The following is a 26,169-nucleotide window of genomic DNA, read 5'->3' on the forward strand; positions in this document are numbered from 1 at the left end:
CGGACGCATTCCCGCCCTGACGGTGAGGTGCGCTCCCCTCACGCAGGGTGGCCGTCGGCGGCGGTCGGGTCCACCATCGTGACCATGGCTGCCACCGGTCTCCTCCCCACGTGCGTGATGCCGCCCGTGCTGCTCGAGCACCTCGTGCTCCGCGGCACCGACTCCCAGCGCGAGCGCGCGCTGCGGACCCTCTCCCTCGACGCGTCGCTGCGCTCCTCCCGGGCGCAGAGCGCGTTGCTGCGCCCCACCCGGCCGCGCGCCGTGGTGGCGCACGCCCGCGCGGGCGCCCAGCCGGCACGCACCATCTACGACTGCCGCTCCGCGGAGGACCTCAGCACCGCCGTCGTCGTCCGCACCGAGGGAGCGGCGCCCACCGGTGACGCCGCCACCGACGAGGCCTACGACGGCCTCGGCGCCACCTTCGAGCTGTACCGCCAGGCGTACGGGCGGGACTCCATCGACGACGAGGGCCTGCCGCTGCGCGGGTTCGTGCACTACGCGAAGGACTACGACAACGCCTTCTGGGACGGCAAGGAGATGGTCTTCGGGGACGGCGACGGCGAGGTGTTCGCGCGGTTCACCGTCGCGGTCGACGTCATCGGCCACGAGCTCACCCACGGCGTCACCGACGACGAGGCGCAGCTGGTGTACAGCCAGCAGTCCGGGGCGCTCAACGAGTCCGTCTCCGACGTCTTCGGCTCCCTGGTCAAGCAGTGGTCGCTGGGGCAGACCGCGGACCAGGCCGACTGGCTCATCGGGAAGGGGCTGCTGCTGGGCCACCCCGACATGGCGCTGCGCTCGATGGCCGCGCCCGGCACCGCGTACGACACCCCCGAGCTGGGGAAGGACAGCCAGCCGGCCCACATGAGCGACTACGTGGTGACCACCTCTGACGACGGCGGGGTGCACACCAACTCCGGCATCCCCAACAGAGCGTTCCACTTGGCGGCCACGGCGGTCGGCGGGAAGGCCTGGGAGGTGGCCGGGCGGGTCTGGTACGACGCGCTGCGCGACCCGTCGCTGCCGAAGACGGCCTCCTTCGCGACGTTCGCCCGCACCACGCTCCGGGCCGCCGAGGCGCTGGGGCACCGCCCCGGCTCGACCGCCCACGACGCCGTCGGCGACGCCTGGTCCCAGGTCGGGGTGCTGTAGGTCCCCCGCCCCGCGCCACCTCGTGACGGGGTTCCGACACCACGGCGGTGGAGAGGAGGATGAGCCGGTGCGGGTGGTCGTGGAGCGCAGCGGGGGCTTCGCCGGTGTGGTCCGGCGCGGTGAGGCCGACGCGTCCCAGCTCGACGGCGCCGCGGCCCAGCAGCTGCGCGACCTCGTCGCCACCGCCGTGGGCTCCCACGACCTCGGCGCCGGCTCGCGCCGCGACGGCTTCTGCTACGAGGTGGTCCTGGAGGACGACGACGCAGCGGCCGGCCCGCAGCGCGCCCAGCTGCGGGAGGGGTCGATGCCCCCCGGGGTGCGGCAGCTCCTCGACGGCCTGCTCAGCTGACGGCGGGCTGACGGCGGAGCGGGTCACAGCCGATCCACGGCCAGGTGTGCGCCTGCCCCCGGCCACCGGGGGCACCCTCGCAGCCGTGGTGGTGCTGATCGGAGCCGTCGGCCTGGCCCTCTCGCTGGGGGCGGGGGTGGTCGTGCTGGGCGCCCTCGCCCTGTCCGGGCCCACCGCGCGCGTCGGCCGCACGACGGCCGGTGAGGACGCGCTGCCGCTGGTCGGGTCCCGCTCGGCGCGGTACGGCGACGCGACCGCCGCAGCCCGAGCGGCGCAGGCCGACCGGGCCCACATCGCCGACCAGCGCGACCGGGCCGACCAGCGCGACCGGGCTGTCCGAAGCCGGCGGCACCTCGCCCGCGCCGCCTGAGGACCGGTGCGGCTAGCGCGCCTCCCGCAGGACCGCGCTGGACAGCGCGGGCCAGGCGGTGGTCGCCCACTCCCCGAACGGCTCGGCCGACGCCGTCACCAGCGCCAGCCCCCGCCCGCCGGAGGCTTCGCGGTCCACCCACAGGGACGTGCCGCTCTGCCCGAAGTGCCCGAAGGTGGTGGGGGCGTTGTCCGGGCTGGTCCAGTGCGGGTCCTTGTCGGCGCGCACCTCGGCGCCCAGGCCCCAATCGTTGTGGGCCTGCCGGCCGAACCCCGGCAGCACGCCCGCGAGCCCGGGCCGGCTGGGGGTGCGCAGGGCGTCGACGACGGCGGCGGGGAGCACCCGCGGGGCCAGCAGCTCGCCCGCGAGCAGCGCCAGGTCGGCCGTCGGCGCCACCAGCCCGTGCGCGGCGGACCCCTCGAGCCGCGTGCGCGCCATGCCGAGCGGGGCGGCCACCAGCTCGCGCAGCAGCTCCGCGAAGGGCGCCCCGGTGAGCTGCTCGACGTGCGCGGCGGCCACCTCGATCCCGGTGTTGCTGTAGATCCGCCGCTGGCCCGGCTGGGCGCGCAGGCGCCACGTGCCAGGACCTCCGGCCTCGAAGTCCAGGCCCGAGGTGTGGTCGAGCAGGTGCGACAGGGTCGCGCCCGGCGGTGCGACGTCGGTGGGCAGCTCCGCGTCGAGGTCCGCCTCGCCGTCGTGGACGAGCACCAGCGCGGTCAGCGCCGACAGCAGCTTGGTCACCGACGCCCAGCGGCGCGGCGCGTCGAGGTCCCCCGTGGCCGCGAGGGCCACCGGACCGCCGTCGCGCGGGCTGCCGACGACGACGACGCTCGCGGCCGGGTCCGGCCACCGCACCACGTGCTGCTCGAGCAGGCTCTTCACGGATCCAGCCTGCCAGCCAGCGCCTGCACCAGCGCCGCGGCGACCTCCTCGACGCCCACGCGGCCGCCGGGGACGTGGTCGGCCACCGCGCCGACGGTCGCCGGGTCGAGGTCGAGCCCGAGCGCGGCGTACACGTCAGTGGTGACGGCCCTGAGCGGGGCCCCGTCGTGCACCACGAGCAGCGTGGAGACGAGGTAGGCGTGCCGCGTCTGGCGCTGCGCGGTCCCGGCGACCTTCGTGGCGCCCGGCGGCAGGCCCGGGGTCACGACGTGCACCGAGTGCTGCCCGGGGCAGTACTCGCGGGGGAGCTCCCCCGTCCGCGCGTCCAGGCCGAGGCCCTCGAGCACCTCGACGGTCGCGTCAGCGACCAGCTCGAAGCGCGCGGTCATGCCGCGGCGCGGGTCGTCGCTGCGCCCGATGACGTCGACGATGAGGGTGCCCGGGTGGTACGGCGCCATCCGGCCGCCGACGGGCCTGACCACGGGCGCGAACCCGTGGGACCGGGCCGCGTCCTGGGCGGCGCCGAAGCCGGGCAGGAGCGCGTCGCGACGGCTGAACGCCGCTGTGCGCGAGGGGCGCAGCAGCCGCACCAGCTGCGGGCTGCGCCCCTCGCCGACGTCGGCGAGCAGCGCGAGGCGGCGCGCGGCGTCGTCGTCGGGGCTCAGCGGCTCGGCCTCGAGCCGGTCCTCCAGCTCGTAGGGGCCCCTCACCCGCCGCACCGTAGTGGGCCGAGCGGGTGCCACCGGCGAGGAGGGCTGCAGCGGACGGCGAGCGCGGCCGATGTGCGGGGCGAGGACCTCCTTCGGGAGGGGTCCACCAGACCCGCGACAGCTCGGAGCACCACTCATGACCACCGGCGTCCAGACGACCGACGAGGCCGCTGCCCCCGAGGAGGCCGGCGGTCCCAGCATCGGCGACCTGCTCGAGCTGGTCGACCAGCTCGCGGCGCGTCGTCCGGTCGCGGCCCGCGTCGTGGCGATGACCGACGACGACTCCGTGGGCTCCAAGGAGCTGGCCGGCACCCTCACCGCCGACGTCGCGCTGACCACCCGCGTGATGAAGCTGGCCAACAGCGCCTACTTCGGCCTGGGCGGGCGGGTGCGCACCGTGACGTTCGCCGTCACCGTGGTCGGCTTCTCCACCATCCGCGCCATGGCGGCCACCGCGGCCGCCGGGCTGGACACCGACGACGTGCTGCCCGCCGACTTCTGGCCCCGCTCCAAGGCCACCGCGGTGGCCTGCAGCTCGCTGGCCCCGCTGTTCGGCGTGCCGGCCCCCGACGCGTTCTGCCTGGGCCTGCTCTCCGCGCTGGGCCAGGCGATCCTCATCCAGCACGACCAGCCGGGCTACCAGGTGCTGCTGGACCGCGAGGACGTCGTGGCGGGCGGACGCCGGGCCCTGCTGCTGGCCGAGCAGGAGGTGCACGGCTTCCGCCACACGCAGGTGTCGGCCGCGGCGCTGTCCGCCTGGCGCTTCCCGCGCGAGTTCACCGACGCGCTCGACCTCGTCGACGACGCCTCGGGCCGGTCCGCGACCACGCCGTGGTCGCGCTGCCTGGCCACGTCCATCGAGGCCGCCGGTCGCCTGGTCGACCCCGAGGGGGCCACGTCCGACGTCCTGGCGCTGTCCGAGGGCGCGGTCACCGAGGACCGCCTCGCCGCCATGATGCCGAAGCTCCACGAGGCCGTGTCGGCCTCCGACTGGTGACCCGCCGGGGCTCGGCCGTCGACGCCCTCACCGGCGGTGTGGCGGGAGCAGCGGCAGCCGGTGCGCTGCTCCTGCACGCCGTCAGGCCGCTGCCGGTGCCGATGGCCGTCACGGCCGCGGTGGTGCTCCTCGTCGTCGTCGTGGCGGCGGTGCTGCGCACCAGCGCGCAGCTGCGCGGCTCCCACCAGCTGGCCGCCGACCTGGCCCGCGCCGCCAACCGCGACCCGCTCACCGGGCTGCTCGACCGCGCCGGCCTGCAGGCCGCCCTCGACCACGCCCTGGCGCGCGCCGCGAGCGCGTCGGAGGAGGACGAGGACGAGGGCGAGTCGCTGGTCGCCCTGGTGCTGGCAGACCTGGACGGCTTCCACCAGGTCAACGGCCGCTACGGCCCCCGGGCCGGGGACGCGCTCCTGCGCCGCACCGCGGACCTGGTGCGGGGCAGCGTCCCCGACGGCGCGCTGGTCGCGCGGACCGGCGGCGACGAGTTCGCCGTGCTGCTGACCGGTGACGACGCCGCGCGGGCCCGCCTGGTGGCGGACGGCCTCGCCGCTGCCGTCTCCCCCGAGGTGGCCGTCAGCCTGGGCCTGGCCTGGGCAGACGCCTGGGAGGACGCCTCCGAGGACGCCGAGGGGCCGGCCGAGGGGGACGACGGCGTGCCGGCGGACCCGGCCCTGGAGCTGCTGCGCCGCGCCGAGGTGGCGCTCTTCACGGCCAAGGCCGGTGGCGGCGGCGTGGCGCTGTTCGACCCCGGTCACGACCTCGCGGTGCGCGAGCGGGCGCTGCTGGCGGACGAGCTGCGCGCGGCGCTGTGCGAGAGCGGCCAGCCCGACCGCGGTGCCACGGCGCAGCTGGTGGTGCACTACCAGCAGCAGGTGCACGCGGCCACGGGCCAGATCGGCGGGCTCGAGGCGCTGGTGCGCTGGCGCCACCCCCGCCACGGCCTCGTGGGTCCGGAGACGTTCCTCGCGATCGTGGAGGAGCAGGGCCTCGTGCGCCGGCTCACCGAGCACGTCCTGCGCACCGCGCTGCTCGACGCCCGTGACTGGCACGCCGCCGGCCACCCGCTGCGGATCGCCGTCAACGTCTCCCCCACCTGCCTCACCGACGCGTCGTTCGTGCCGATGGTGGACGCCGCGCTGCGCGAGAGCGGCGTCGCGGCGGAGCTGCTGGTGGTCGAGGTGACCGAGACGGTGCTCATGTCCGAGCCGCAGCAGGCGCTCGCCACCGCGCGGCGCCTGCGGGGCCTGGGCGCGCAGCTGTCCATCGACGACTACGGCACCGGCTACTCCTCGCTGAGCTACCTGTCCGACCTGCCGGCCACGGAGCTCAAGCTCGACCGCTCGTTCACCATGCGCGTGCTGACCGACGCGGGCATCGCGGCGATCGTGGCGTCCACCGTGGACCTCGCGCACCGCCTGGGCCTGCGCCTGGTGGTGGAGGGCGTGGAGGACGCCGAGACGCTGGCCGCCGTGGTCGGCGCCGGGTGCGACGAGACGCAGGGCTACCTGCACGGTCGGGCCGAGCCCGCCGCGGAGGTGGCGCGGCGGCTGGGGATCAGCCCCGCGCTGCCGGTTGCTCCTGCCCCGGCGCCCGCTCCTGCCCAGCAGGTGTCGCAGTGATCCCGTCCGCGGCGTCGACGGCGTTCTCGGCGCGCAGGAGGGCGATGGCCGCCTCGAAGTCCTCCAGGGAGTCGAACGCCTGGTAGACCGAGGCGTACCGCAGGTAGGCGACCTCGTCGAGCTCGCGCAGCGGCGCGAGCACGGCCACCCCCACGTCGTGGGCGTCCACCTCCGCGCGGCCGGCGGTGCGCACCGACTCCTCCACCTGCTGCGCGAGCCGGGCCAGCTGGTCCGCTGTGACCGGGCGCCCCTGGCACGCCTTGCGCACCCCCGCGATGACCTTGTCGCGGCTGAACGGCTCGGCCACGCCGGAGCGCTTGAGCACCGTCAGGCTGGCGGTCTCCGACGTCGAGAAGCGGCGCCCGCAGCGCGGGCACTGGCGGCGGCGGCGGATCGACTGGCCGTCGTCCGAGGTCCGGGAGTCGACCACGCGCGAGTCCGCGAACTGGCAGAACGGGCAGTGCACCGTCCCACGCTAGGGGGGCCGTCACGCTGCGTGCAAGGCTGGGTGTGTGAGGGCAGCGTGAAGGTCACCGTCGTCGGAGCAGGGTCCACCTACACCCCCGAGCTGGTCTCGGGGCTCGCCGCGCAGCGCGAGCACCTGCGCGTGGACGAGCTGGTGCTCTTCGACGTGGACGGCTCCCGCCTGGAAGTGGTGGGCGGCCTGGCGCAGCGGATGCTCGCCGCGCAGGGGCTGTCCGTCACCACCACCCTGACCACGGACCGCGACCGCGCTCTCGACGGCGCCGACGCCGTGCTGCTGCAGCTGCGGGTGGGTGGCCAGGCCGCTCGGCTGGGCGACGAGACGTTCCCCGGCGCCTGCGGCTGCGTCGGCCAGGAGACCACGGGCGCCGGCGGCGCGGCGAAGGCGATGAGGACCGTGCCCGTCGTCCTGGAGATCGCCGAGGAGGTGCGCCGGCGAAGCGCGCCCGGGGCGTGGGTGGTCGACTTCACCAACCCCGTCGGCATCGTCACGCGCGCCCTGCTCGACCACGGGCACCGCGCCGTGGGCCTGTGCAACTACGCCATCGGCGTGCAGCGGTGGGCCGCCCGGCTGCTCGGCGTGGACGTGACCGACCGCGAGCAGCTGCGCCGCGTGGCGGTCGACCCGGCTGGGCTCAACCACCTGTCGTGGACCCGCCGGGTGCTCCTGGACGGCGAGGACGTGCTCCCGCGGATCCTCGCGGAGCGGATGGCCGACGTCGTCGCCCAGTACCCGTTCCCGCCCGAGCTGGTGCGGCTGGCCGGGGCGATCCCCTCCTACTACCTGCACTACTTCTACGAGCACGACCGCGTGGTGGCGGCCCAGCGCACCGAGCGGCCGCGCGCCGCCGTCGTCGCCGACCTCGAGGCCGAGCTGCTGCGCGCCTACGCCGACCCGGCGCTGGTCACCAAGCCGGCGGCGCTGGAGGGGCGCGGCGGCGCGTACTACTCCGAGGCCGCCGTGGACCTGCTCGCCTCGCTGCTCGGCGACCGCCCCGGCGTGCACGTCGTGGACGTGCGGAACTCCCTGGACGGCGCGCCGGTGGTCGCGGGGCTGTCCGTCGACGACGTCGTCGAGGTGCCCTGCGAGGTCAGCTCGGCGGGCGGCGGGACGGTGCGGCCGCTGCCGCAGCCGCCCTTGGCCCCGGAGGCCCGCGGGCTGGTCCAGCAGGTCACCGCCTACGAGCAGCTCATCGCCCGGGCCGCGGTGACCCGGGACGACGACGACGTGCGCCGCGCGCTGCTGGCGCACCCGCTCATGGGCCAGTGGGACCTCGTCGAGCAGCTGCTGCCCGGGGTCACGCGGGCCGCGGGGGCCTGAGCGTGGAGGGGCTGCTGCTGGGGGTGGACGTCGGCGGCTCGAAGACCGCCGTCGCCGTCGCCGACGCCTCCGGGCGCGTGCTGTGGTCCGGGCGCGGCCCGGGCGGGTCCACCGACGAGCACGGCGAGGACGGCTGCCTCGACGTGGTGCGCGCGGCGCTGGCCGCATCCGGTGCCCCGACCGGCAGGTACGCGGTGGCCGCGCTCGCCGTGGCGGGCGTCGACCAGCCCGACGAGGAGGCGGCGCTGGTGGCCGCCGCCCACGCGCGGGGGCTGGTCCGCTCGGGCGGGGTGCTGTCGGTGGTGAACGACCTGTTCGCCGTGCTGCGCTCCGCCGCCGACGACGACGCGCACGGCGCGAGGGGCATCGCCGTCATCGCGGGGACCGGCACCAACGCCGTGGGGCTGGACGGTGAGCGGACGGTGCGGTTCCTGTCGCTCGGGCCGGTCTCGGGTGACTGGGGCGGAGGCTCCGACCTGGGCGTCGCGGCCCTCGGGGCGGCCTGCCGCGAGGAGGACGGGCGCGGCCCCGCCACGGCGCTGACCGCCGCGGTCTGCGCCCAGTACGGGACGGCCACCGCCCACGAGGCCGTGCTGGCGCTGCACCGGGGGCGGGCGCCGGCGGGGTCCGAGCGGCACCTGGCGCGGGCGGTGCTGGCCGCCGCGGACGACGGCGACGCCGTGGCCGTGGGCCTCGTGGCGCGGCTGGCCGGTGAGGTGGCCGACTTCGCCGCGGCGTCTGCCGCGCGGCTGGGCCACCCGCTGCACGAGCTGCCGGTGGTGCTGGGCGGCGGGCTGCTGCACGCGCGCACCCCGCGGCTGACCGCCGAGGTGCGGGCGGCGCTGCTGGCGCGCGACCCGCTGGTCGCTGACGGCTCGATCCGGTACACCGACGTGGCGCCCGTGGTCGGCTCCCTGCTGCTGGCGTTCGACGCCGCCGTGGCGGCGGGATCGCTGCCCGCCGGCGCCCGCCCCACCCCCGCAGCCCTGGCCGCCCAGCTGCAATGACACCGAACAGAACATCCTCGAGCCCCAGAGTTGAGCGAGATGCTGCAAGTAGCCGCGGCTACGGCCACCATGAGCGATGATCGCAGACATCCTCAGAACCTTGGGGAATGGTGCGTCAGGCGCCGATCCGAGAAGAGCCTTGCGGGACCGCAGATCATACAGTCGCGGGGTCGAGACAGCCGCGTGATCAATCTGAATGACACCGGGTACGAGGCGACATCAGATGCGCCTTCAAGGAACAAGCGCGAGAATGGCGAGGAACATGGTCAAGGACGAGCAGACTGAGCCCAGCGAAAATGTTTTTGAAGAGCGCGCCGAGTACCTTTCTTCAGAAGAGTTGCACGCATGGACTACGCGCACCCATCGCGACAATCAGATATTGGAGAAGCTAACAGGGCCAGGCCCTAAGCTCCTGATCGGCCCCCGGGGAAGCGGGAAGAGTACCTATCTCCGGCTCGCCTATTTTAGTCTACTGGAAAGCCAGCAGGCATTACCAGTCTACGTCAACTATGCAAAGAGTCTGGCACTGGAGCCAAATTTTCACCGAAACGCAAATGCTCTCGCCATGTTCCGCCAGTGGGTGCTATCAAGAATAGTTGTCTCCCTTAACGAATCCATAGGAAAAATGGGCGCGGTGCCGGAAAGCCTTCAACAGCTCGCCGGCACCTGTGCGACCCTTATCGAGCAGGTCGAGGCGCGACAAGCTCCTGAAGTGCCTCCAACGAACTTGACGCCGACAAGTCTCCTTCAGCAACTGGAGGAGTGGACTGAAGGTATACCCCCGCGACGAGTGGTTCTTCTTTTTGACGACGCTGCCCATGCTTTTTCGTCGGAACAGCAGCGCGAATTCTTCGAAATCTTCACGCAGTTACGATCGCGATACGTCTCCTGCAAAGCAGCGGTTTACCCAGGCGTGACCAACTATACGCCCACTTTTCAACTTGGCCATGATGCCCAGTTAGTGGAAGCTTGGATGCGCCCCGACGATCCCGACTACCTAGTGACAATGCGCGAAATTGCATCTCGCAGATTACCCGTCTCAGAGGGGCGCGAACAGGCTCTTCGAGACAGTCTCGTGGACTATGCGGCGGTCGCTAGTTTCGGCCTGCCTCGCGGCTTCTTGCTGATGCTGAGCGAGATGCTCGGCCTAGATGAAGTCAGTAACCTGCTCCCCAATAAGCGACTCGCTGACGAGGCTGTAGGAAACTTCGCCCAGAGCACTCGTGACGTATTCGACGCCCTCGCCCTTAAACTTCCTCGATACAAACGATTCATTGAAGTTGGTAAGCAACTCCAAGCCCAAATGATCGAATCCCTGCGCGAGTTCAATGACAATCGACCCGAAGGCGAGCAGCGAACCGCCGTGGTGGCCATACAAGAACCGGTCTCCGCAGAGCTTGGTCGGGTGCTTGCATTCCTTGAGTATGCCGGCCTCGTACGGGACCTTCGCTCGATTAGTCAGGGAGATTACTCCTACAGGCAATTCTGGATGCATCATGCGATCCTGCTGCATGAAAATGCACTCGGCTTGGGCAGAAACCCATCTGCTCAGGCTGCTGTGGCCGCCCTCACTGGCCGGGCGAATGCTTCGCGTGTGCGTCGAAGCGCGGCCACGCTCCTCGGATCCAACTATGCCGACCGATGCGTTTTAGACTTGCCTCCGTGTGAGCGATGCGGCGAACCGCGCGCGGCCGCCGAGGCACAGTACTGCTTGCGGTGCGGCAATCGCCTAAAGGATGCCTCGGTTTTTGAAGAACTCCTGAGGGCACCCATCGAGAGTCTGCCTCTGACGCGTAAAAAGCTAGACGGCATACTCGAACATACGGAGATGCGAAGCGTGCAGGACATTCTTCTGGACGTCGAGCAGGCACAATTGAGGTCCATCAGATTTGTGGGACCAGTCTGGGCATCACGAATCACTCGGTACGCTGAGGAGTTCGTCTATGTCTAAGCCCGCAGCGGCTGTCAATTGGCCCGACATTTGCGTACAAGAGACGCCGAATGAGGTGGATCCTAGACAAGCACACGTTCCCTGGACCGCTCCACGTCAGGCTCCGATCGACAGCTTTCTCGAAGACCTTCGTACAAGCATCCGCCGTGGAACCCCGGGCGCCTTGGCCAGCGATCCCCGGCTGGCTGAGCACCTTCTCCTAGATTTCGTCAGCGCAACGGAGGCGTATTTTCGCTCCCTCCTCTCCCGCCTCATCCACATTTGCCCCACGAGTCGTGGAGCAGCCCAGACTCAGAGCGTCAGTCTTCTTGCCGCGCTGTCCTACCCCGCGGCCGATCTTGGTTACGCGGTGCTGGACGGTGGAAGTCTAGCGAGCGGGAAAAGCATAAGAAATCGAACTCAAGGATTACTTGGGCTGAGCATTAAGCAGAATAGCTCCGTGGACGCTGCCCTCAATAGCTTCGACGTGGTCTGCCATCTTCGGCATAGCGCAGTACATGCGCGGGGGATCATCGGAAGCAATTCCCGAGCCGAGCTGGGACTCGGGGCTGGGACGGGGCTTGTCCGACTTCGACTTGATTTCACCCTCCTTCAGTCAGTAGCCGGAGTATGTGAAACCCTCGTTCGCTCATACAACCGTTGGATATTCTCAGAGATAATTGGCCGGTGGGTTGACAAGGCTCTTCTCAATGGCACCTGGAAGGATGATGGCGCTCTTTTTTGGCCACTCTTTGACGCTTGCCGGAGCGGCATTGATGACAACTACCCCGTCTGGGCTTTCGATGCATACAGCGACGTCAAGGAAGTCTTGAAATTTTGAGCACCCAGACGATGTGCGCTCATAATTTCTAATCGACCCGCCCGGTAAGGCTGGTTATTTCCGCCAGCAGGGGGCGCAGCCGGGCGACCACCGCGTCGCCGGCCGGCCCGAGCAGCGAGGCGTCCAGCGCGTCCAGGGCGCTGGTGCCCGGCGGCAGCGACGGGTCCGGCGGGGGCGGCAGGGGGTGCCCGCGCCAGAACGACCCGTCCGCCGGCAGGGGTCCCCCGACCGCAGCCCGGCGCGCCGGCCGCGCGGCGCTCTCGTCGTCGTCCTGGGCGGCTCGGCGCTCGGCGACCAGCGACAGCAGCCCGTCCCTGTCGACGCCGCGCAGGCGCAGCACCGTGAAGGGGTCGGTGTCGAGGCGCTCCGCCAGCAGGTAGACCACGGCGGCGGCGTGCTTGCACGGCTCCACGAGGTCCGGGCAGGTGCAGCTGGTGCGCAGGTCGGACAGGCTCCGCGGCAGCAGCACCAGCCCGGCGTCGAGGCAGAGCTGCTCGAACGCCTCCGGCAGCGTCCCGCCGAGCACCGCCGTCAGCACCGCGGGGTCGGCGGCGAGGGCGTCCGCGAGCTCGCCGCGGGTCTCGGCGTCCCACGTGCCGAGCGTGAGCACCACGTCGTAGGGCGTGGTGCGGCTGCCCTGCACCGTCGCCAGCACCCGTCCGGCGGCGCGGGTGCCCGGGGTGGCGACGTCGAGGTGCACCACCTGCCCGGCGCGGGCGTAGGTCCGGCCCCGCGCGAGGCGGCCGGGCCCGGCGGCCTCCTCGACGGCGTCGGTGAAGCGGCGCCCCCACCAGGTCGTGGCGAACGCCCCGCGCTTGGACCGCGGCTTGATGCCGTCGGCCTTGATCCGCGTGCCCGGCGGCCAGGAGGAGTCCCACGCGGTGGTCCCGGAACGCCCGGCCACTACTCCCCCACCGCCTCGGCGCCCAGGCGCACCAGGTCGTGCAGCTCGTCCGTGGACAGCTCCGTCAGCCAGCCCGCGCCCCCCTCGGCGGCGTCCGTGGACCTCACCACGGCCGAGGCGAGGTCGGCCTTGCGGGTCATGAGCTCGTCCACGCGCTCCTCCACCGTCCCCACGCACACGAGCTTGCGCACCTGCACCTGCCGGGTCTGCCCGATGCGGAACGCCCGGTCGGTGGCCTGGGCCTCCACCGCCGGGTTCCACCACCTGTCGACGTGCACCACGTGGTTGGCCGCGACGAGGTTCAGCCCCGTGCCACCCGCGCGCAGCGACAGCAGCATGAGCGGGCTCGCGCTCCCCTCCGAGAAGCCCACCACCATCTCGTCGCGGGCCTTCTTGGAGACCCCTCCGTGCAGGTAGGGCACCTCGACGCCGTACCGCTGCTGCAGGTGCGGCACCAGCAGCGCGCCCAGCTCGCGGTACTGCGTGAACAGCAGCGCCTTCTCCCCGTCGGCGACGACGGTGTCGAGCACGTCGTCGACCAGGGCCAGCTTGCCCGAGCGGTGCTGCCCGCGGCGCAGGAAGGGCGAGCCGTCGGCGAGCAGCTGCGCGGGGTGGTTGCAGACCTGCTTGAGCCGGGTGAGCGTGGCCAGCACCAGGCCGCGCCGCTGCTGCTTGTCGCGGTGCTGCTCCGCCTCCTTGATCTTGGCGAGCATCTCGTCGACCACGGCCTTGTACAGCGCCGCCTGCTCGGTGGTGAGGTTGGCGCGCACCACCAGCTCGAGCTTGGCGGGCAGGTCGGGCGCCACCCCGGGGTCGGTCTTGGTGCGGCGCAGCACGAACGGCCGGGTCAGCGTGGTGAGCAGCGCGGTGGCCTTCTCGTCCCCGTGGCGCTCCACGGGCACGCTGAACCGCTCCCGGAAGCGGGTGGCGCTGCCGAGCACGCCGGGGTTGGTGAAGTCGAGCACGGCGTGCAGCTCCGCCAGCCGGTTCTCCACCGGCGTGCCCGTGAGTGCGATCCGCTGCGTGCCCTGCGGCGGGTGCGGCGCGCCCGCCACCTGGCGGACGGCCCGTGCGGCGCGGGTGCCGGGGTTCTTCACGTGCTGGGCCTCGTCGAGGGCCACGCGGCGCCAGGCGACGGCGGCGAGGTCGTCGGCGTCGCGGGCCACGAGCGGGTAGGTCGTCAGCACGAGGTCGCCGGCCGCGGCGGCGTCGAGCAGCTCCTGGCCGCGCAGCCGCTCGGGACCGTGGTGGACGTGCACCCGCAGGTCCGGTGCGAAGCGCGCCGCCTCGCGCTCCCAGTTGCCCACCACCGACATGGGGCAGACCAGCAGCGTCGGGCCCGCCTGCGGGTCCTGCTCGCGCTCGGACAGCAGCAGCGCGAGCAGCTGCACCGTCTTGCCCAGCCCCATGTCGTCGGCGAGCACCCCGCCCAGGCCGTGCGCGTCGAGGAAGGCCATCCACGCCAGGCCTCGCTCCTGGTAGGGCCGCAGCTGCGCGCGCAGGCCGGCGGGCGCGGGCACCGGCTCCAGCGCGCGCCTCTCACCACCGCCCAGCAGCGCGCCGAGCGGCCCGTCGCCGTCGAGCGACACCAGCGGTGCGGGCAGGCTCCCCGAGGCCAGCTGCCCCAGCACGCCCGTCAGCGAGGTGAGGGACGACTCCTGGTGCGCGGAGCGCTGCAGGAACCTCAGGGACCTGGCGATCGCGTCGGCGTCCACCTGCACCCACTGCCCGCGCAGCTGCACCAGGGGGGCGCGCTGCGCGGCGAGCACCGCCAGCTCGGCCTCGTCCAGCTCGACGTCGCCGAGGACCACCCGCCAGTCGACCTCCACCAGGTCGGTCTTGGCCAGCGACCCCGGCGCCCCCACCGCGGCGGGCACGTCGGAGGTGCCCTGCGGCGCCGGGCCGTCGCCGGGGCGGCGGGCGCGCACCGACAGTCCCACCGTCGGGCGCAGCCACCGGCCGGGCAGGGCGACGGCGAAGCCCGCGTCCACCAGCGCGGGCACCCCGTCGGTGACGAGGTCCACCACCTGCTGGGCGTCGAGCTCGGCGTCGGCGTCGGGCGAGGCCCCCAGCTCGAGCAGCCCGGGGTGGACGGCGGCGGCGCGGCCCAGCTCGGCCACGGCGAACGCCCACGGGTCGAGGTCGCCGTCCCAGTCCTGGCCCCACAGCCCGCCGACGCCGCGGCGCACCTCCGCGGGGGTGGCGACGGCGCTGGGGTCGTCCAGGGAGCGCAGGCGCACCTGGAGGGTCCACGGCTCGTCCTCCCCCTCCGGCTCGGCCACCCGCAGCAGCAGCTCCGCGGGCTGGGTGGTGGCGCTGGTGCGCCAGCGCTGCGCCCGCGCGGCCAGCTCCACCAGCGCCCGCGCCGGCGCCTCCGGCCCCACCGGCTCTCCCGTGCGCAGGGAGGTCAGCCAGGCCGAGACCGCGTCCGCGCCACCCGCCGGCAGCGGCTCCAGCGGCTCGGGCGCCGGCGCCGGCGCCGGCAGGGCTGCCGCGAGCTGCGCGCCCACCGCGGCGGTGAGGTCGGCGACGACGGCGCCCACCAGCTCCTCCCCCGGGCGGCCGCTGCGCCCCTCGTCCTCGGACCGGGCGGCAGGAGGCGCGGCAGCGGCGGCGGCGGAGCACCAGCGGCGCCACGCCCTGTCCACCAGCGGGTGCCAGCGGCCCCACCACTCGCCCTCGGCCTGCTCCAGCCCCGGCACCAGCAGCCCCGCCCGGGCGCGGGCGTCGGCGGCCGCGGCCACCCCGGCCAGCCAGAGCAGGTCCTCGCCGACCTCGAGCGGCCACGGCGGGCGTGCTGAGGAGACCACCAGCTGCCGGTGCAGCTCCAGCAGCACCGGCAGGGCCCGGTCGGGCCCGAGGACGACGGCGGGCAGCCGCTGCAGCGACAGGCCCGCCGGCGCGCCCGCGGCCGGCTCCCCTCCCGGGGGCAGCTGCAGCTCCACCGTGCCGCGCGCCCGCGCCACCAGGGCGTGCGCCAGCCGCGGCAGCCCGTCCGCGAGCGCCTCGCGGACGGCCTCGGCGTCGGCGCCGGTCAGCGGCAGCCGCGCGGGCGCCTCCGCCCACAGGCACAGGGCGCCGCGCCGCGCCCAGACGCCGTGGACCGCGAGCACCCGCCGGACTCTAGTGAGCGGCGGTGACAGCCCGCGGGTGGAGCCGCGTCGGCCCGTCGTCAGGTCTGCGTCAGGTGCTCTCCCCTACCGTGGGTCACCGTGCCGGCAGGCGTCGACGGAGTCGCCGGGCCGCCGGCGGTGTCGTTCTGAGAGGGATCGTCTGACGTGGAGTGGTGGCACGCCGTCCTGCTGGGAGCTGTAGAAGGGGTCACGGAGTTCCTCCCCGTGTCCTCCACGGGGCACCTGACGATCCTCGAGAAGCTGCTCGGCTACACCATCGACGACCCCGACATCACGGCCTTCACCGTGATCATCCAGGTGGGCGCGGTGCTGGCGACGCTGCTGTACCTGCGCCGCGACATCGTCCGGCTCATCGCCGCCTTCCTCGACGGGCTGCGCTACCCCCAGGCCCGCCACAACGCCGACTGGCGGATGGCGATCGGCGTGATCGTCGGCTCGATCCCGATCGGCGTCATCGGGTTCCTCTTCTCCGACGTCATCGAGACCACGCTGCGCAGCCTGTGGGTGGTGGGCGCCGCGCTCATCGCCTGGAGCTTCGTCATGCTCTACGCGGACCGCACCGCCCGGCAGGACCGACCGGAGAGCTCGGTGACCTGGCGCGACACGCTCGCCATCGGCCTGGTGCAGTGCCTGGCGCTGGTGCCGGGCGTCTCGCGCTCGGGCGCCACCATGTCCATCGGCCTGGTCCGGGGTCTCGACCGCGTCACCGTGACGCGGCTGTCGTTCTTCCTGTCCATCCCGGCCCTCACGGCCGCGAGCGTCTACCAGGGCGTCAGCGCCGCCCCGCAGATCGCCAGCGGCATCGGCTGGGGCCCCACGCTGCTGGCCACCGCGGTGAGCTTCGTGGTGGCGTACGTGACGGTGGACTGGCTGCTGAAGTTCATCGCCCGGCACAGCTACTCGCTGTTCATCGTCTACCGCGTGGTCGCGGGCGCCGTGGTGCTGGCGCTGGTGGGGACCGGGGTCGTCTCCGCCACCTGAGGGTGGCACCGTGGGGCGGGTGAGCAGCCCGACCCCCGCCGACAGCCTCCTCACCGACGCCGCCCGGCTCCTGCCCGACCTGGTCGGGCTGCGCCGCACCCTGCACGCCGCTCCCGAGGTGGGCCTGCAGCTGCCGCGCACGCAGGCGGCGGTGCTCGAGGCCCTGGCCGGGCTGGGCCTGGAGGTCGGCACCGGCCCCGCGGACAGCGCGACGACGGGCGTGGTCGCGGTCCTGCGCGGCGCCCGTCCCGGCCCGACCGTGCTGCTGCGCGGCGACATGGACGCGCTGCCCGTCGTCGAGCGCAACGACCTGCCCTACGCCTCCACCAACGGCGCCATGCACGCCTGCGGCCACGACCTGCACGTGGCGGGCCTGGTCGGTGCCGCGCGCCTGCTCGCCGCGCGGCGCGAGGAGCTCGCCGGGGACGTCGTCCTCATGTTCCAGCCCGGCGAGGAGGGCTTCGGCGGCGCCAAGATCATGGTCGACGAGGGCGTGCTCGCCGCCTCCGGGTCGCACCCGGTGGCCGCCTACGGCGTGCACGTGGCACCCGGCCCGCGCGGGGTCTTCAGCACCCGGCCCGGACCGCTCATGGCCGGCTCCAACCAGCTGCACATCACCGTCCACGGCGCGGGCGGCCACGGCTCGCGGCCCTACGCGGCGCTCGACCCGGTGCCGGCGCTCGCCGAGCTGGTCACGGCGCTGCAGACCATGGTCAGCCGCCGCTTCGACGTGCACGACCCGGTGGTGCTGTCGGTGACGCAGCTGTCCGCGGGCGAGGCGCTCAACGTCATCCCGCCGTCGGCGAGCCTGGGCGCCACCGTCCGCACCCTGTCCGCGGCGTCGGTGGACAGGCTCCGGGAGGAGACCGCGCGCCTGGCCCACGGCATCGCCGCCGCCCACGGGTGCACCGCGGAGGTGTCCTTCGAGGTGCAGTACCCGGTGACGGTCAACGACGCCGGCGCCGCCGCCACCGCCCTCGAGGTGGTGGAGGGCCTGCTCGGCGAGGGCCGCGGCACCGTCATGCCCGTGCCGCTCATGGGCTCGGAGGACTTCAGCTTCGTGCTCGAGCAGGTGCCGGGCGCGTTCCTGTTCCTGGGCGCGAGCCCGGACGGCGTGGACCCGGCCACCACGGCGTGGAACCACTCACCGCTGGTGCTCTTCGACGACGCCGTCCTCGGCGACCAGGCCGCCGCGCTCGCCGCGATGGCCCTGCACCACCTGGCCCGCTGACCGACTGGCTGATCGCCCTGCCGATCAGCCAGCAGAGCGCAGGCCTGCCACGGCGCCGTTCCAGGCACCGCTGACGGCGCCGGTCACCACGGCCTCGGTCTGCTGCACGAGGTGCTGGGAGCGCTGCTCCACCCCGCGGGTGTCGACGCCCGGCACGGTCACCCGCGGGAGGGCGAAGGCGAACAGGACGACGACGAGCGCCGCGAGCACGAACAGCGTGAACGCGGTCTGGGTGAGGGAGCGGACGGCGCGCACGGTGACCTCCAGGTGACGGGACGTACCGGACATTCCACACCGCGGACCTGAAGCCGGCCTGAGGAGCCGTGCCCGCGGGGGCGCCCGCGAGGATGGGGCCGTGCGCATCGTCGTCATCGACCCGAACCTGCCCGCCGTGGCGGCCGAGCTGGAGGCCGCGGTCGAGGCCGTCGCACCGGGCGCGCAGGTGGCGTGGCACCCCCGCTTCGACAGGGAGGCCGTGGCGCGGGACCTGCCCGGCGCCGAGGTGCTGGTGGCCAGCCGGTACACGGCTTCGCTCGTCCCCTGGAGCACCTCGCTGCGGCTGCTGCAGTGCCCCGCGGCCGGACTGGACGCCATCGACACCGGCGCCCTGCCCGCCGGGGTGCTGCTGGCCAACACCGGCCACCACGAGCGCAGCATCGCCGAGCACGTGCTGGCCGGCGTCGTCGTCCTGAGGCGGCGCGTCCGGGAGCAGGACGTCGCGCTGCGCGAGCGCGGGCAGTGGGCGTCCTCGACGTTCGACGCGTCGCTGCCGCTGCCGCTGGGGCTGGACGGGGCGCGGGTCGGCTTCGTGGGGTTCGGGGCCATCGGCCGCGCGTGCTGGGCGCCGTTCGCCGCCCTCGGCGCCACCGGGGCGGCGGTGACCGGCAGCGGCCGGCTCGACGCGGCCGAGCACGGGCTGGCGTGGGCGGGTGGCACGGACCGGCTCGACGAGCTGGTGGCCGGGTCCGACGTCGTCGTCCTGTCGGCACCGCTGACCCCGGCGACGACGGGGCTGGTGGACGCCCGGCTGCTGGCGCTGGCGCCCCCGGGTGCGGTGCTGGTCAACGTGGGGCGCGGGCCGCTGGTGGACGAGGCCGCGCTCTTCGAGGCGCTGCGCGCGGGCCGCCTCGGCGGGGCGGTGCTGGACGTGTGGTGGAGCTACCCCGGCGGCGGTGCGGCCGGGGGGTCCGGCGGTGCCGCCGGCGGGGCGCCGGGGCCGGTCACCGGAGCGCCGGGGCGGTGCGACTGGGGGTCCCTGCCCAACGTGGTGGCCTCGCCCCACAGCTCGGGCATCACCCGGCAGACGCTGCTGGCGCGGGTGGCCGACGTCGCCGAGAACGTGAGACGGCTCAGGGCCGGGGAGCCGCTGGTGAACGCGGTCCCCCGGCCCTGAGCCGGGTGCTGGTCGGTGCTGGCAGGTGCTGGTCGGGAGGGCGTCAGCCCTTGATGCCGGTGCCGGCCACGCCCTCGATGATCCTGCGCTGGAAGATGAGGTAGAGGACCACCAGCGGCAGCGCGCCGAGCACGGCGCCGGCCTGGATGTCGGCGTAGCGCTGCCCGAAGGAGCCCTGCACCGTGGCCAGGCCGACGGGGATGGTCATGAGCTCGGGGTTGGAGACCACGAACAGCGGCAGGATGAGGTTGTTCCACACCCCGACGAAGGTGACGATCGCCATCGCCGCGATGATCGGCTTGCTCAGCGGCATGATCACCTGGCGGTAGATCCGCCAGTAGCCGGCGCCGTCGATGCGGGCGGCCTCCTCGAGCTCGCGCGGGAGCCCGTCGAAGAACTGCTTGAACACGAAGACGGCGATGACCGCGGGCACCTGCGGGAAGATCACGGCCCAGTAGGTGTTGAGCAGCCCGGCGATGTTGAGCATCTGGAAGATCGGCACCACGAGCACCTGGGCCGGCACCATGATGCCGAGGATCATGAGCAGGAACACGATGCGGCGGCCCGGGAACTGCAGCCGCGACAGCGCGAAGCCGGCCATCGAGGCGAACAGCACCGTGAGGAACGTCGTCACGGCCGAGGTGAGGAAGCTGGACAGGTACCAGTTCCAGATGTCACCGCTGGCCAGCAGGGTGCCGTAGCTGTGCAGCGTGGGCGCGGCGGTGAGGATCGGGCCGGTGCCCAGGGCCGCCTCGGCGTTGCTGGACAGCGACGTCTTGAGGGCGAACAGGCTGGGGATCAGCCAGATGACCGCGAAGACGACGAGCACCACCGTGGTGATGACGGTGAAGGCGCGCCCGCTGCTGGCGGCCTTCTCGGGGGCGACCCGGGCCGCCGGGGCGGCGGCCGAGACGCCGTTGCGCACTGAGGTGGCGGACACGGCTCAGGCCCTCCTGCTCTGGTAGCTCTCGAACGCCTGGCGCAGCAGGGCGATGACGATGATGAGGATGAAGAGGATCACCGAGGCCGCCGACGCCGCGCCGATGCGGTTGTCGGTGAAGGCCACGCCCGCCGTCAGCGTCAGGGCCACCTGCGTGGAGATGCCCGGGCCGCCGGAGGTCATGAGGTAGACCTGGTCGAAGATCTTCAGGCTGGCGATGATCTGCAGCAGCACCACGAGGGTGGTGGTGCGGGCCAGCAGCGGCAGCGTGATGAGGCGGATCTGCTGCCACGGGGTGGCGCCGTCCACGGCGGCCGCCTCGTACAGCTCGCGGGGGATGTCCTGCAGGCCCGCGAGGTAGAGGACGAAGTTGAAGCCGAGGGTCCACCACACGGTGGCCGCGGCCACGCCCCACATCGCCCAGGTCGGGTCACCGAGGACGGCGGTGGGGGTGAGCCCGAACAGGGACTGCAGCGAGGGCCACAGGCCGGTGCCGGGGGTGAAGATGAACACCCAGATCAGCGAGATGGTGGCCGAGGGCAGCACGAACGGCAGGAAGAACGCCAGCCGGAAGAACCACTGGCCGCGGTTCATGCGGTTGGCGAGCACCGCGAAGACGAAGCTGAGGATGACCAGCGGGACGGTCGTGATGAGCGTGAAGTACAGCGTCTGCCACAGGGCCTGGCGGAAGTCGTCCCGGCCGAGCATCTCCGCGTAGTTGCCGAGCCCGGCGAAGCTGCCGATGCCGGGCTTGACCAGCGAGGTGTTGAAGAAGCTCACGACGATCATGTAGATCACCGGGACGATGAGGAAGAGCGCGTAGAAGACGCCGAACGGGGCGATGAACAGCCACCCCGCGCGGGCGTCGGTGCGCTTCACCCGGCGCGAGGGGGCCGCCGGTGCGGCGGCCCCGGGCGGGGCGAGGGTCTGAGCGGTCACCGGAGGCTCTCCTTCCAGGTCTGCTGGGCGTGCCGGGTCTGCCGGGTCGGCGCGGTCACACCGGGCTCGGGGTGTCGAGATAGGTCTGCAGCTGCGACTTCATCGCCGCGAGCGCGTCCTGCGGGCTGGCGAGCTGCTGCTGCACGAGGCCCAGCTGCGCGCCGACGATGTTCTCGAAGTTGCTGCCCGAGCCGGAGTACCAGCCGGGCGGGTCGTAGTTGGCGATCTCCGCCGCCGAGGCGTAGTCGGCCTGGGGCTCGAGCGCCTTGTACTCGGCGGAGTCGAGGGTCTCCTTGAAGGCGGGGATGTGCCCGCCCTTCGCCCACGTCAGCGACTGGTCGAGCATCGACTTGATGAAGCCCATCGCCAGCTTCTTCTGCGCGTCGGTGCGGTCCATCCTCGGGAGGATGAAGGTGTGCGAGTCGGCCTGGGCGGCCGGCTTGTCGAACAGCTGCGGCACCGGGACCATCCCGAACTTCAGCCCCTCCACGGCCTGCGCCGTGGTGATCTCCCACTCGCCCTGCATGTAGAAGCCGGCCTTGCCGGTGAACATGAGCGTCTGGGCGCCGGCGTAGTCCTCGGTCGGCGTGAGCAGGCCCTTCTTCACCAGCGAGGAGGTGTACTCCATCGTCGTGATGGCGAGGTCCTCGTTGACGGTGAGCGTGGCGCCGTCGTCCCCGAGGAAGGGGGTGGCCCCGTCCTGCTGCCAGTACAGGGTCTGGAAGAGGCGCCACTGGCCGGCGGTGTCGCCCACGGAGGCGACGGCGAGCGGGGTGGCGCCGGTGACGCCCTTGATGGCGGTCAGCGCCGCCTCGAACGCCTCGGTCCCCTGGATGCTGTTGAGCTTGCCGTCGCCGGCGAGCAGGCCCGCCTTCTGGCAGACGTCGCTGTTGAAGTACATGACGAAGGGGTGGGTGTCGAGGGGGACGGTGTAGTAGCTGTCCCCAACCTTCCCCGCGTTCCACACCGACTCGGTGAAGGACGAGCTCGACAGGCCCACGAGGCCGAGCAGGTCCTCGGTGATCGGCTCGAGCAGGTCGGCCTGGGCGAGGATGGTCGCGCGGGTGGCGTGGGCCACGGCGACGTCCGGCGGCTTGTTGCCGAGCGTGGCCAGCACGACCTTGGTGTAGTACGGGTTGCCCCAGGCGAAGGTGGCGGCGGTCAGGGAGCTCGCGCCGCCGTGCTGCGTGCGGTACTCGTCGAGCATCGTCTGCAGGCGGGCGCCGTCACCGCCGCCGAACAGGTTCCAGAACGTGACCGACCCGGGGTCGAGCGGGGTGCCCGCCACGCCCGCGGCCAGGGGCGAGCCGCAGCCGGCCAGGCCACCGGACAGGCCCAGGGGCCCCCAGGCCGGCCAGGCCCCCGGCCAGGACCCCCCGGCGGCTGGGGCCCGGCGGTGCTGTGACGGGTGGGTGCCCTGCGGGCAGCCTCGTGGACATCATCGACCTCCTCGTCGTGCGCTGGCCCGGAGTCTGCATGGTCGGCCCCCGATTTGCAACGATAGAAATCCGGTGGCGCGCCGTGGCACACTCCGGCCCGTGGCAGAGACGGCACAGCTCCCCCGCGCCAGCACGCAGAGCGGGGAGCACCCCCGTCCGCAGCTGCTGCGACAGCACTGGACCGACCTCGGCGGCACCTGGCAGCTGGGCCTCGTCCCCGCCGGGTCCCCCGGTCCGCGGGGCCTGTGGCGCGGTGGGTCCCTGCAGGACCGGACGGGCTTCGAGCGCGACGTCGTCGTCCCCTACCCGCCGGAGAGCTCCGCGTCCGGGGTGGGCGAGCAGGGCCCGTTCGCCGAGCTCTGGTACCGCCGCGGCCTGCGGCTGCGCGACGTCGCCGGCGCCGGGGAGCTCGCGGCCGAGGGGTCGGGGGCGCGGCTCGTGCTGCGCTTCGGTGCGGTCGACCACAGCGCGCGGGTCTGGTTCGACGGCCACCTCGTGGCCGAGCACACCGGCGGGCAGACGCCGTTCTCCGCCGACGTCACCGACCTCCTCACCCCCGGCCCCGACCTGGACCTCGACAACGAGCACGTGCTCGTGGTCCGCGCCGTCGACGACGCCCGCGACCCCGAGCTGCCCCGCGGCAAGCAGGACTGGCACGACGCCCCGCACGCCATCTGGTACCGCCGCACCTCCGGCATCTGGCAGACGGTCTGGGCCGAGGTGGTCCCGGCGGTCAGCATCGAGCACCTCACCTGGACCACCGACCTCGTCGGCGCCACCGTGCACCTCGTCGCGGAGCTGTCGAGCGTCCCCGTGGAGCCGGTCAGCCTCGCCGTCCGCCTGTCCCTCGGGGCTCACGACGACGACGAGCGCGTGCTCGCCGAGGCCGTGGTCGCCGTGCCCGGTCCCACCGAGCGCGGGGGACCGCGCGTCGAGGTGGCCCTGGCGGTGCCGCTGCTGCGGCACGGGCAGGAGCGCGAGGCGCTGCTGTGGAGCCCGGAGCACCCCCACCTCGTCGACGCGCAGGTGCGGCTGCTGACCCGGGGGCCCGCCTCACCGGCCGGTGCTGGCGCCGAGCTGGACGCCGTCGCCAGCTACCTCGGGATGCGCTCGGTGCAGGTGGGCGCCGGGCAGCTGCTGCTCAACGGCACCCCGCGCACGCTGCGGAGCGTGCTCGACCAGGGCTGGTGGCCCGACACCCACCTGGCCGCCAGCGCCGCGCGGCTGCGCACCGAGGCCCAGCTGCTGGCCGACCTGGGGTTCGACTCGGTGCGGATCCACCAGAAGGTGGAGGACCCGCGCTTCCTGCACTGGTGCGACCGGCTCGGCATCACCGTCTGGGCCGAGACGGCCGGCGCCTACGCCCACACCTCGCGCGCCGTCTCCCTGCTGACGGCGGAGTGGCTGGAGGTGGTCCGCCGCGACGCGAGCCACCCGAGCGTGGTGGCGTGGGTGCCGCTCAACGAGAGCTGGGGCGTGCAGGACATCGCGGTCTCCGCCGGGGAGCGCGCATACGCGACGGCGCTGGCGAACCTCACCCGCGCGCTGGACCCGACCCGGCCCGTCATCAGCAACGACGGGTGGGAGCACACCGACTCCGACCTCTGGACCGTGCACGACTACACCGACTCCGGGGAGGTGCTCGTGCGCCGCTACGGCTCGCCGGAGGCCGCCGCGGCGCTGGTGGGCGTGCCCTCGCCGTCGTCGTCCTCGGCCCGGGTGAGCGCCAACGGCCGGCGCCTGCGGGTGGCCGGCGGGCGCGGCGACGTCGCGGCCGAGGAGCGGCCCCTGGTGCTCAGCGAGTTCGGCGGGGTGCGCTTCACGCCCGCCGTCGATGGCGCAGCGGCGCCCGAGGGCGCGACGTGGGGGTACTCGACCGCCTCCGACGCCGGCGACTACGCCCGCCGCCTGGGCGACCTGCTGGGCGCGGCGAACGCGTGCGTGGAGGCGGGCGGCCTGGTCGGGTGGTGCTACACGCAGCTGGCCGACACGCTGCAGGAGGCCAACGGCCTGGTCACGGAGGACCGCACGCCCAAGCTGCCGCTGGCGCAGCTGCGCGCGCTGGTCACCGGCGAGCCAGCGCCCCCGTCCGCAGGGTCTTCTTCGCCGACGGCGTGAGGAGCAGCTGCCCCACGAAGCCGACGGCCAGGGCGGCGAGCACCCCGAGGTTGGCGTAGGCCCACGGGCCGTCCTTCCCGCCCAGGCCGACCGGCCCCAGCAGGTAGCCCTGCCAGGCGAGCCACGTGGCGCTGGTGTTCACCACCAGCCCCCAGCCGAGGACGGACGACGCCACCAGCAGCGCCACGGCCCCCCAGCGCACCGAGCCGTACTGGCCCGCGGGGTCGAAGAGGGCGGCGTCGTCGTAGGCGCCGGAGCGGCGGACCAGGTCCGCGACGGCCGCCCCCGCCCACGCGGCGATCGGCACCCCGAGGGTGATGAGGAACCCCTGGAACGGGGTGAGGAAGTCGGCGGAGACGAAGACCACGTACACCGCGCCGGCAACCATGAGCGCGCCGTCCACCAGGGCGGCCGCCCAGCGCGGGGCGGGCAGCCCCAGGGACAGCAGCGCCAGGCCGGAGGAGTAGATGTCCAGCACCGCGCCGCCCACCAGGGACAGCACCGCCACCACGGCGAACGGCACGAGGAACCAGGTGGGCAGGCCGGTGGCCAGGGCGCCGATGGGGTCGGTGCCGGCGCCCTCCGCGAACGCCGGCGAGGAGGCCGCGAGCAGCACCCCGAAGCCCAGCAGCACCAGCGGCGCGGCGGCGCCGCCGAACGTCGTCCACCACACCACGCCGGGGCGGGAGGAGTGCCGGGGCAGGTAGCGGGAGTAGTCGCCGGCGGCGTTGACCCACCCGAGCCCGAACAGGGTCATGCTGAACACGGCCGCGCCGAGCAGCGCCTGCCAGGAGCCGTTCGGCGCCGAGGTGATCGCGCCCCAGTCGAGGTCGGGCACCCGCAGCGCGAGGAAGACCGCGGTCAGCACGCCGGTCACCCAGGTGATGACGGCCTGCAGCTTCATGATCGCCTCGAAGCCCAGCACCCCGGCGCCCACCACCAGGGCGACGACGACGACGAGGGCGACCGCCTTGGTGACCGCTCCGCCGCCCCAGCCCAGCGTCGTGAACACGGTGGCGGTGGCCAGCGCCGCCAGCGAGACGAGGACCGTCTCCCACCCGACGGTGAGCAGCCAGCTGATGGCCGAGGGGACCTTGTTGCCGCGGACGCCGTACGCCGCGCGCGAGACCACCATGGTCGGCGCGGACGCGCGGGTGCCGCCGAGGGCGACGAGCCCGCACAGGAGGAACGACGCCACGATCCCGACCACACCCGCGAGCAGCGCCTGCCACCAGCTGACCCCGAAGCCGAGCACGAACGCGCCGTTGGCGATGCCGAAGACGGAGACGTTGGCGGCGAACCACGGCCAGAACAGGCTGGACGGCTTCCCGCGGCGCTCGGACTCGTCGATGACGTTGAGGCCGTTGACCTCGACCCTCGAGAGCGAGGGCGTCTCCTGCTGCGGCACGACGGACACGACGGAACAGTA

The 26,169-nt window shown here is 73.4% G+C and carries 23 protein-coding genes; 13 read left to right on the forward strand and 10 right to left on the reverse strand.

All coding sequences use genetic code 11. From position 1 onward, the window contains the following. Positions 1 to 84: 84 nt before the first annotated feature. The 3 genes from H7K62_RS10990 to H7K62_RS11000 all read left to right on the forward strand — a co-directional run bounded on the left by H7K62_RS10990 (position 85) and on the right by H7K62_RS11000 (position 1,871). Positions 85 to 1,152 carry a M4 family metallopeptidase gene (locus H7K62_RS10990; protein WP_222437463.1) on the forward strand — a complete coding sequence of 356 codons (1,068 nt, stop codon included), beginning with the start codon at positions 85 to 87 and terminating at the stop codon, positions 1,150 to 1,152. A gap of 67 nt (positions 1,153 to 1,219) precedes the next feature. Beyond that, complete coding sequence (locus H7K62_RS10995) at positions 1,220 to 1,501, forward strand: protealysin inhibitor emfourin (protein ID WP_186718080.1); 282 nt, start codon at positions 1,220 to 1,222, stop codon at positions 1,499 to 1,501. A gap of 85 nt (positions 1,502 to 1,586) precedes the next feature. Further along, positions 1,587 to 1,871, forward strand: coding sequence for a hypothetical protein (locus tag H7K62_RS11000; RefSeq protein WP_186718082.1), 285 nt, complete (start codon positions 1,587 to 1,589; stop codon positions 1,869 to 1,871). A gap of 12 nt (positions 1,872 to 1,883) precedes the next feature. On the opposite strand, the gene H7K62_RS11005 is transcribed toward H7K62_RS11000, so the two are convergent. Then, positions 1,884 to 2,753 carry a serine hydrolase domain-containing protein gene (locus tag H7K62_RS11005; RefSeq protein WP_186718084.1) on the reverse strand — a complete coding sequence of 290 codons (870 nt, stop codon included), beginning with the start codon at positions 2,751 to 2,753 and terminating at the stop codon, positions 1,884 to 1,886. After that, positions 2,750 to 3,463 (reverse strand): lipoate--protein ligase family protein, encoded by a 714-nt coding sequence (locus H7K62_RS11010; protein WP_186718086.1) that lies wholly within the window; start codon positions 3,461 to 3,463, stop codon positions 2,750 to 2,752. Before H7K62_RS11010 ends, H7K62_RS11005 begins: the two co-directional genes overlap by 4 nt. Positions 3,464 to 3,599: 136 nt before the next feature. On the opposite strand from H7K62_RS11010, the gene H7K62_RS11015 reads away from it, so the two are divergent. Both H7K62_RS11015 and H7K62_RS11020 read left to right on the forward strand, forming a co-directional pair. Further along, complete coding sequence (locus H7K62_RS11015; protein ID WP_186718088.1) at positions 3,600 to 4,460, forward strand: HDOD domain-containing protein; 861 nt, start codon at positions 3,600 to 3,602, stop codon at positions 4,458 to 4,460. After that, the gene (locus H7K62_RS11020) at positions 4,457 to 6,079 is read left to right on the forward strand and encodes a putative bifunctional diguanylate cyclase/phosphodiesterase (protein ID WP_186718089.1); all 1,623 of its coding nucleotides are present in this window, start codon (positions 4,457 to 4,459) and stop codon (positions 6,077 to 6,079) included. Before H7K62_RS11015 ends, H7K62_RS11020 begins: the two co-directional genes overlap by 4 nt. Here H7K62_RS11020 and nrdR read toward each other — a convergent pair. Continuing rightward, on the reverse strand, positions 6,015 to 6,545 hold the full coding sequence (gene nrdR, locus H7K62_RS11025; protein ID WP_186718091.1) for a transcriptional regulator NrdR: 531 nt from the start codon (positions 6,543 to 6,545) through the stop codon (positions 6,015 to 6,017). The genes H7K62_RS11020 and nrdR overlap by 65 nt on opposite strands. A gap of 57 nt (positions 6,546 to 6,602) precedes the next feature. On the opposite strand from nrdR, the gene H7K62_RS11030 reads away from it, so the two are divergent. From H7K62_RS11030 to H7K62_RS11045, 4 genes are all read left to right on the forward strand, one after another. Next, complete coding sequence (locus H7K62_RS11030) at positions 6,603 to 7,883, forward strand: family 4 glycosyl hydrolase (RefSeq protein ID WP_186718093.1); 1,281 nt, start codon at positions 6,603 to 6,605, stop codon at positions 7,881 to 7,883. A 2-nt stretch (positions 7,884 to 7,885) separates the two neighbouring features. Then, complete coding sequence (locus tag H7K62_RS11035) at positions 7,886 to 8,890, forward strand: BadF/BadG/BcrA/BcrD ATPase family protein (protein ID WP_186718094.1); 1,005 nt, start codon at positions 7,886 to 7,888, stop codon at positions 8,888 to 8,890. Between the two features lie 262 nt (positions 8,891 to 9,152). Next, entirely contained in the window at positions 9,153 to 10,841 is a 1,689-nt protein-coding gene (locus H7K62_RS11040) for an ORC-CDC6 family AAA ATPase (protein WP_186718096.1), read from the forward strand. 439 nt (positions 10,842 to 11,280) lie between these two features. Continuing rightward, the gene (locus tag H7K62_RS11045; RefSeq protein WP_186718098.1) at positions 11,281 to 11,661 is read left to right on the forward strand and encodes a hypothetical protein; all 381 of its coding nucleotides are present in this window, start codon (positions 11,281 to 11,283) and stop codon (positions 11,659 to 11,661) included. A gap of 28 nt (positions 11,662 to 11,689) precedes the next feature. On the opposite strand, the gene H7K62_RS23830 is transcribed toward H7K62_RS11045, so the two are convergent. Next, on the reverse strand, positions 11,690 to 12,565 hold the full coding sequence (locus H7K62_RS23830; RefSeq protein ID WP_186718100.1) for an SWIM zinc finger family protein: 876 nt from the start codon (positions 12,563 to 12,565) through the stop codon (positions 11,690 to 11,692). Next, the gene (locus H7K62_RS11055) at positions 12,565 to 15,678 is read right to left on the reverse strand and encodes a DEAD/DEAH box helicase (protein WP_186718102.1); all 3,114 of its coding nucleotides are present in this window, start codon (positions 15,676 to 15,678) and stop codon (positions 12,565 to 12,567) included. The genes H7K62_RS23830 and H7K62_RS11055 overlap by 1 nt, the downstream gene beginning before the upstream one ends. Before the next feature lie 165 nt (positions 15,679 to 15,843). Between H7K62_RS11055 and H7K62_RS11060 the strand changes: the two genes are divergently transcribed. Both H7K62_RS11060 and H7K62_RS11065 read left to right on the forward strand, forming a co-directional pair. Next, positions 15,844 to 16,680 (forward strand): undecaprenyl-diphosphate phosphatase, encoded by an 837-nt coding sequence (locus H7K62_RS11060; RefSeq protein WP_186718104.1) that lies wholly within the window; start codon positions 15,844 to 15,846, stop codon positions 16,678 to 16,680. A gap of 19 nt (positions 16,681 to 16,699) precedes the next feature. Beyond that, a complete protein-coding gene (locus tag H7K62_RS11065; protein WP_186718106.1) occupies positions 16,700 to 17,911 on the forward strand; it encodes a M20 metallopeptidase family protein in 1,212 nt (403 codons plus the stop codon). A 24-nt stretch (positions 17,912 to 17,935) separates the two neighbouring features. Here the strand turns inward: H7K62_RS11065 and H7K62_RS11070 are convergent, their stop codons facing one another. Continuing rightward, the gene (locus tag H7K62_RS11070) at positions 17,936 to 18,166 is read right to left on the reverse strand and encodes a hypothetical protein (protein ID WP_186718108.1); all 231 of its coding nucleotides are present in this window, start codon (positions 18,164 to 18,166) and stop codon (positions 17,936 to 17,938) included. Between the two features lie 100 nt (positions 18,167 to 18,266). On the opposite strand from H7K62_RS11070, the gene H7K62_RS11075 reads away from it, so the two are divergent. Beyond that, positions 18,267 to 19,304, forward strand: coding sequence for an NAD(P)-dependent oxidoreductase (locus tag H7K62_RS11075; protein ID WP_186718109.1), 1,038 nt, complete (start codon positions 18,267 to 18,269; stop codon positions 19,302 to 19,304). Between the two features lie 43 nt (positions 19,305 to 19,347). On the opposite strand, the gene H7K62_RS23835 is transcribed toward H7K62_RS11075, so the two are convergent. Genes H7K62_RS23835 through H7K62_RS11090 form a run of 3 tightly spaced genes read right to left on the reverse strand, consistent with a single transcriptional unit; the run spans position 19,348 to position 22,471 of the window. After that, positions 19,348 to 20,244 carry a carbohydrate ABC transporter permease gene (locus H7K62_RS23835; protein ID WP_186718111.1) on the reverse strand — a complete coding sequence of 299 codons (897 nt, stop codon included), beginning with the start codon at positions 20,242 to 20,244 and terminating at the stop codon, positions 19,348 to 19,350. Between the two features lie 3 nt (positions 20,245 to 20,247). Next, positions 20,248 to 21,183 (reverse strand): carbohydrate ABC transporter permease, encoded by a 936-nt coding sequence (locus H7K62_RS11085; protein ID WP_186718113.1) that lies wholly within the window; start codon positions 21,181 to 21,183, stop codon positions 20,248 to 20,250. Between the two features lie 55 nt (positions 21,184 to 21,238). Further along, positions 21,239 to 22,471, reverse strand: coding sequence for an extracellular solute-binding protein (locus H7K62_RS11090; protein WP_222437464.1), 1,233 nt, complete (start codon positions 22,469 to 22,471; stop codon positions 21,239 to 21,241). Positions 22,472 to 22,721: 250 nt separating this feature from the next. Here H7K62_RS11090 and H7K62_RS23840 point away from each other — a divergent pair, with 250 nt between their 5' ends. Continuing rightward, positions 22,722 to 24,740, forward strand: coding sequence for a glycoside hydrolase family 2 protein (locus H7K62_RS23840; RefSeq protein WP_186718115.1), 2,019 nt, complete (start codon positions 22,722 to 22,724; stop codon positions 24,738 to 24,740). Here the strand turns inward: H7K62_RS23840 and H7K62_RS11100 are convergent. Continuing rightward, a complete protein-coding gene (locus H7K62_RS11100; RefSeq protein ID WP_370591727.1) occupies positions 24,688 to 26,157 on the reverse strand; it encodes a purine-cytosine permease family protein in 1,470 nt (489 codons plus the stop codon). The two genes, H7K62_RS23840 and H7K62_RS11100, sit on opposite strands and share 53 nt — an antisense overlap. Positions 26,158 to 26,169 lie beyond the last annotated feature (12 nt).

This window comes from Quadrisphaera sp. RL12-1S (assembly GCF_014270065.1).
GTDB lineage: Bacteria > Actinomycetota > Actinomycetes > Actinomycetales > Quadrisphaeraceae > Quadrisphaera.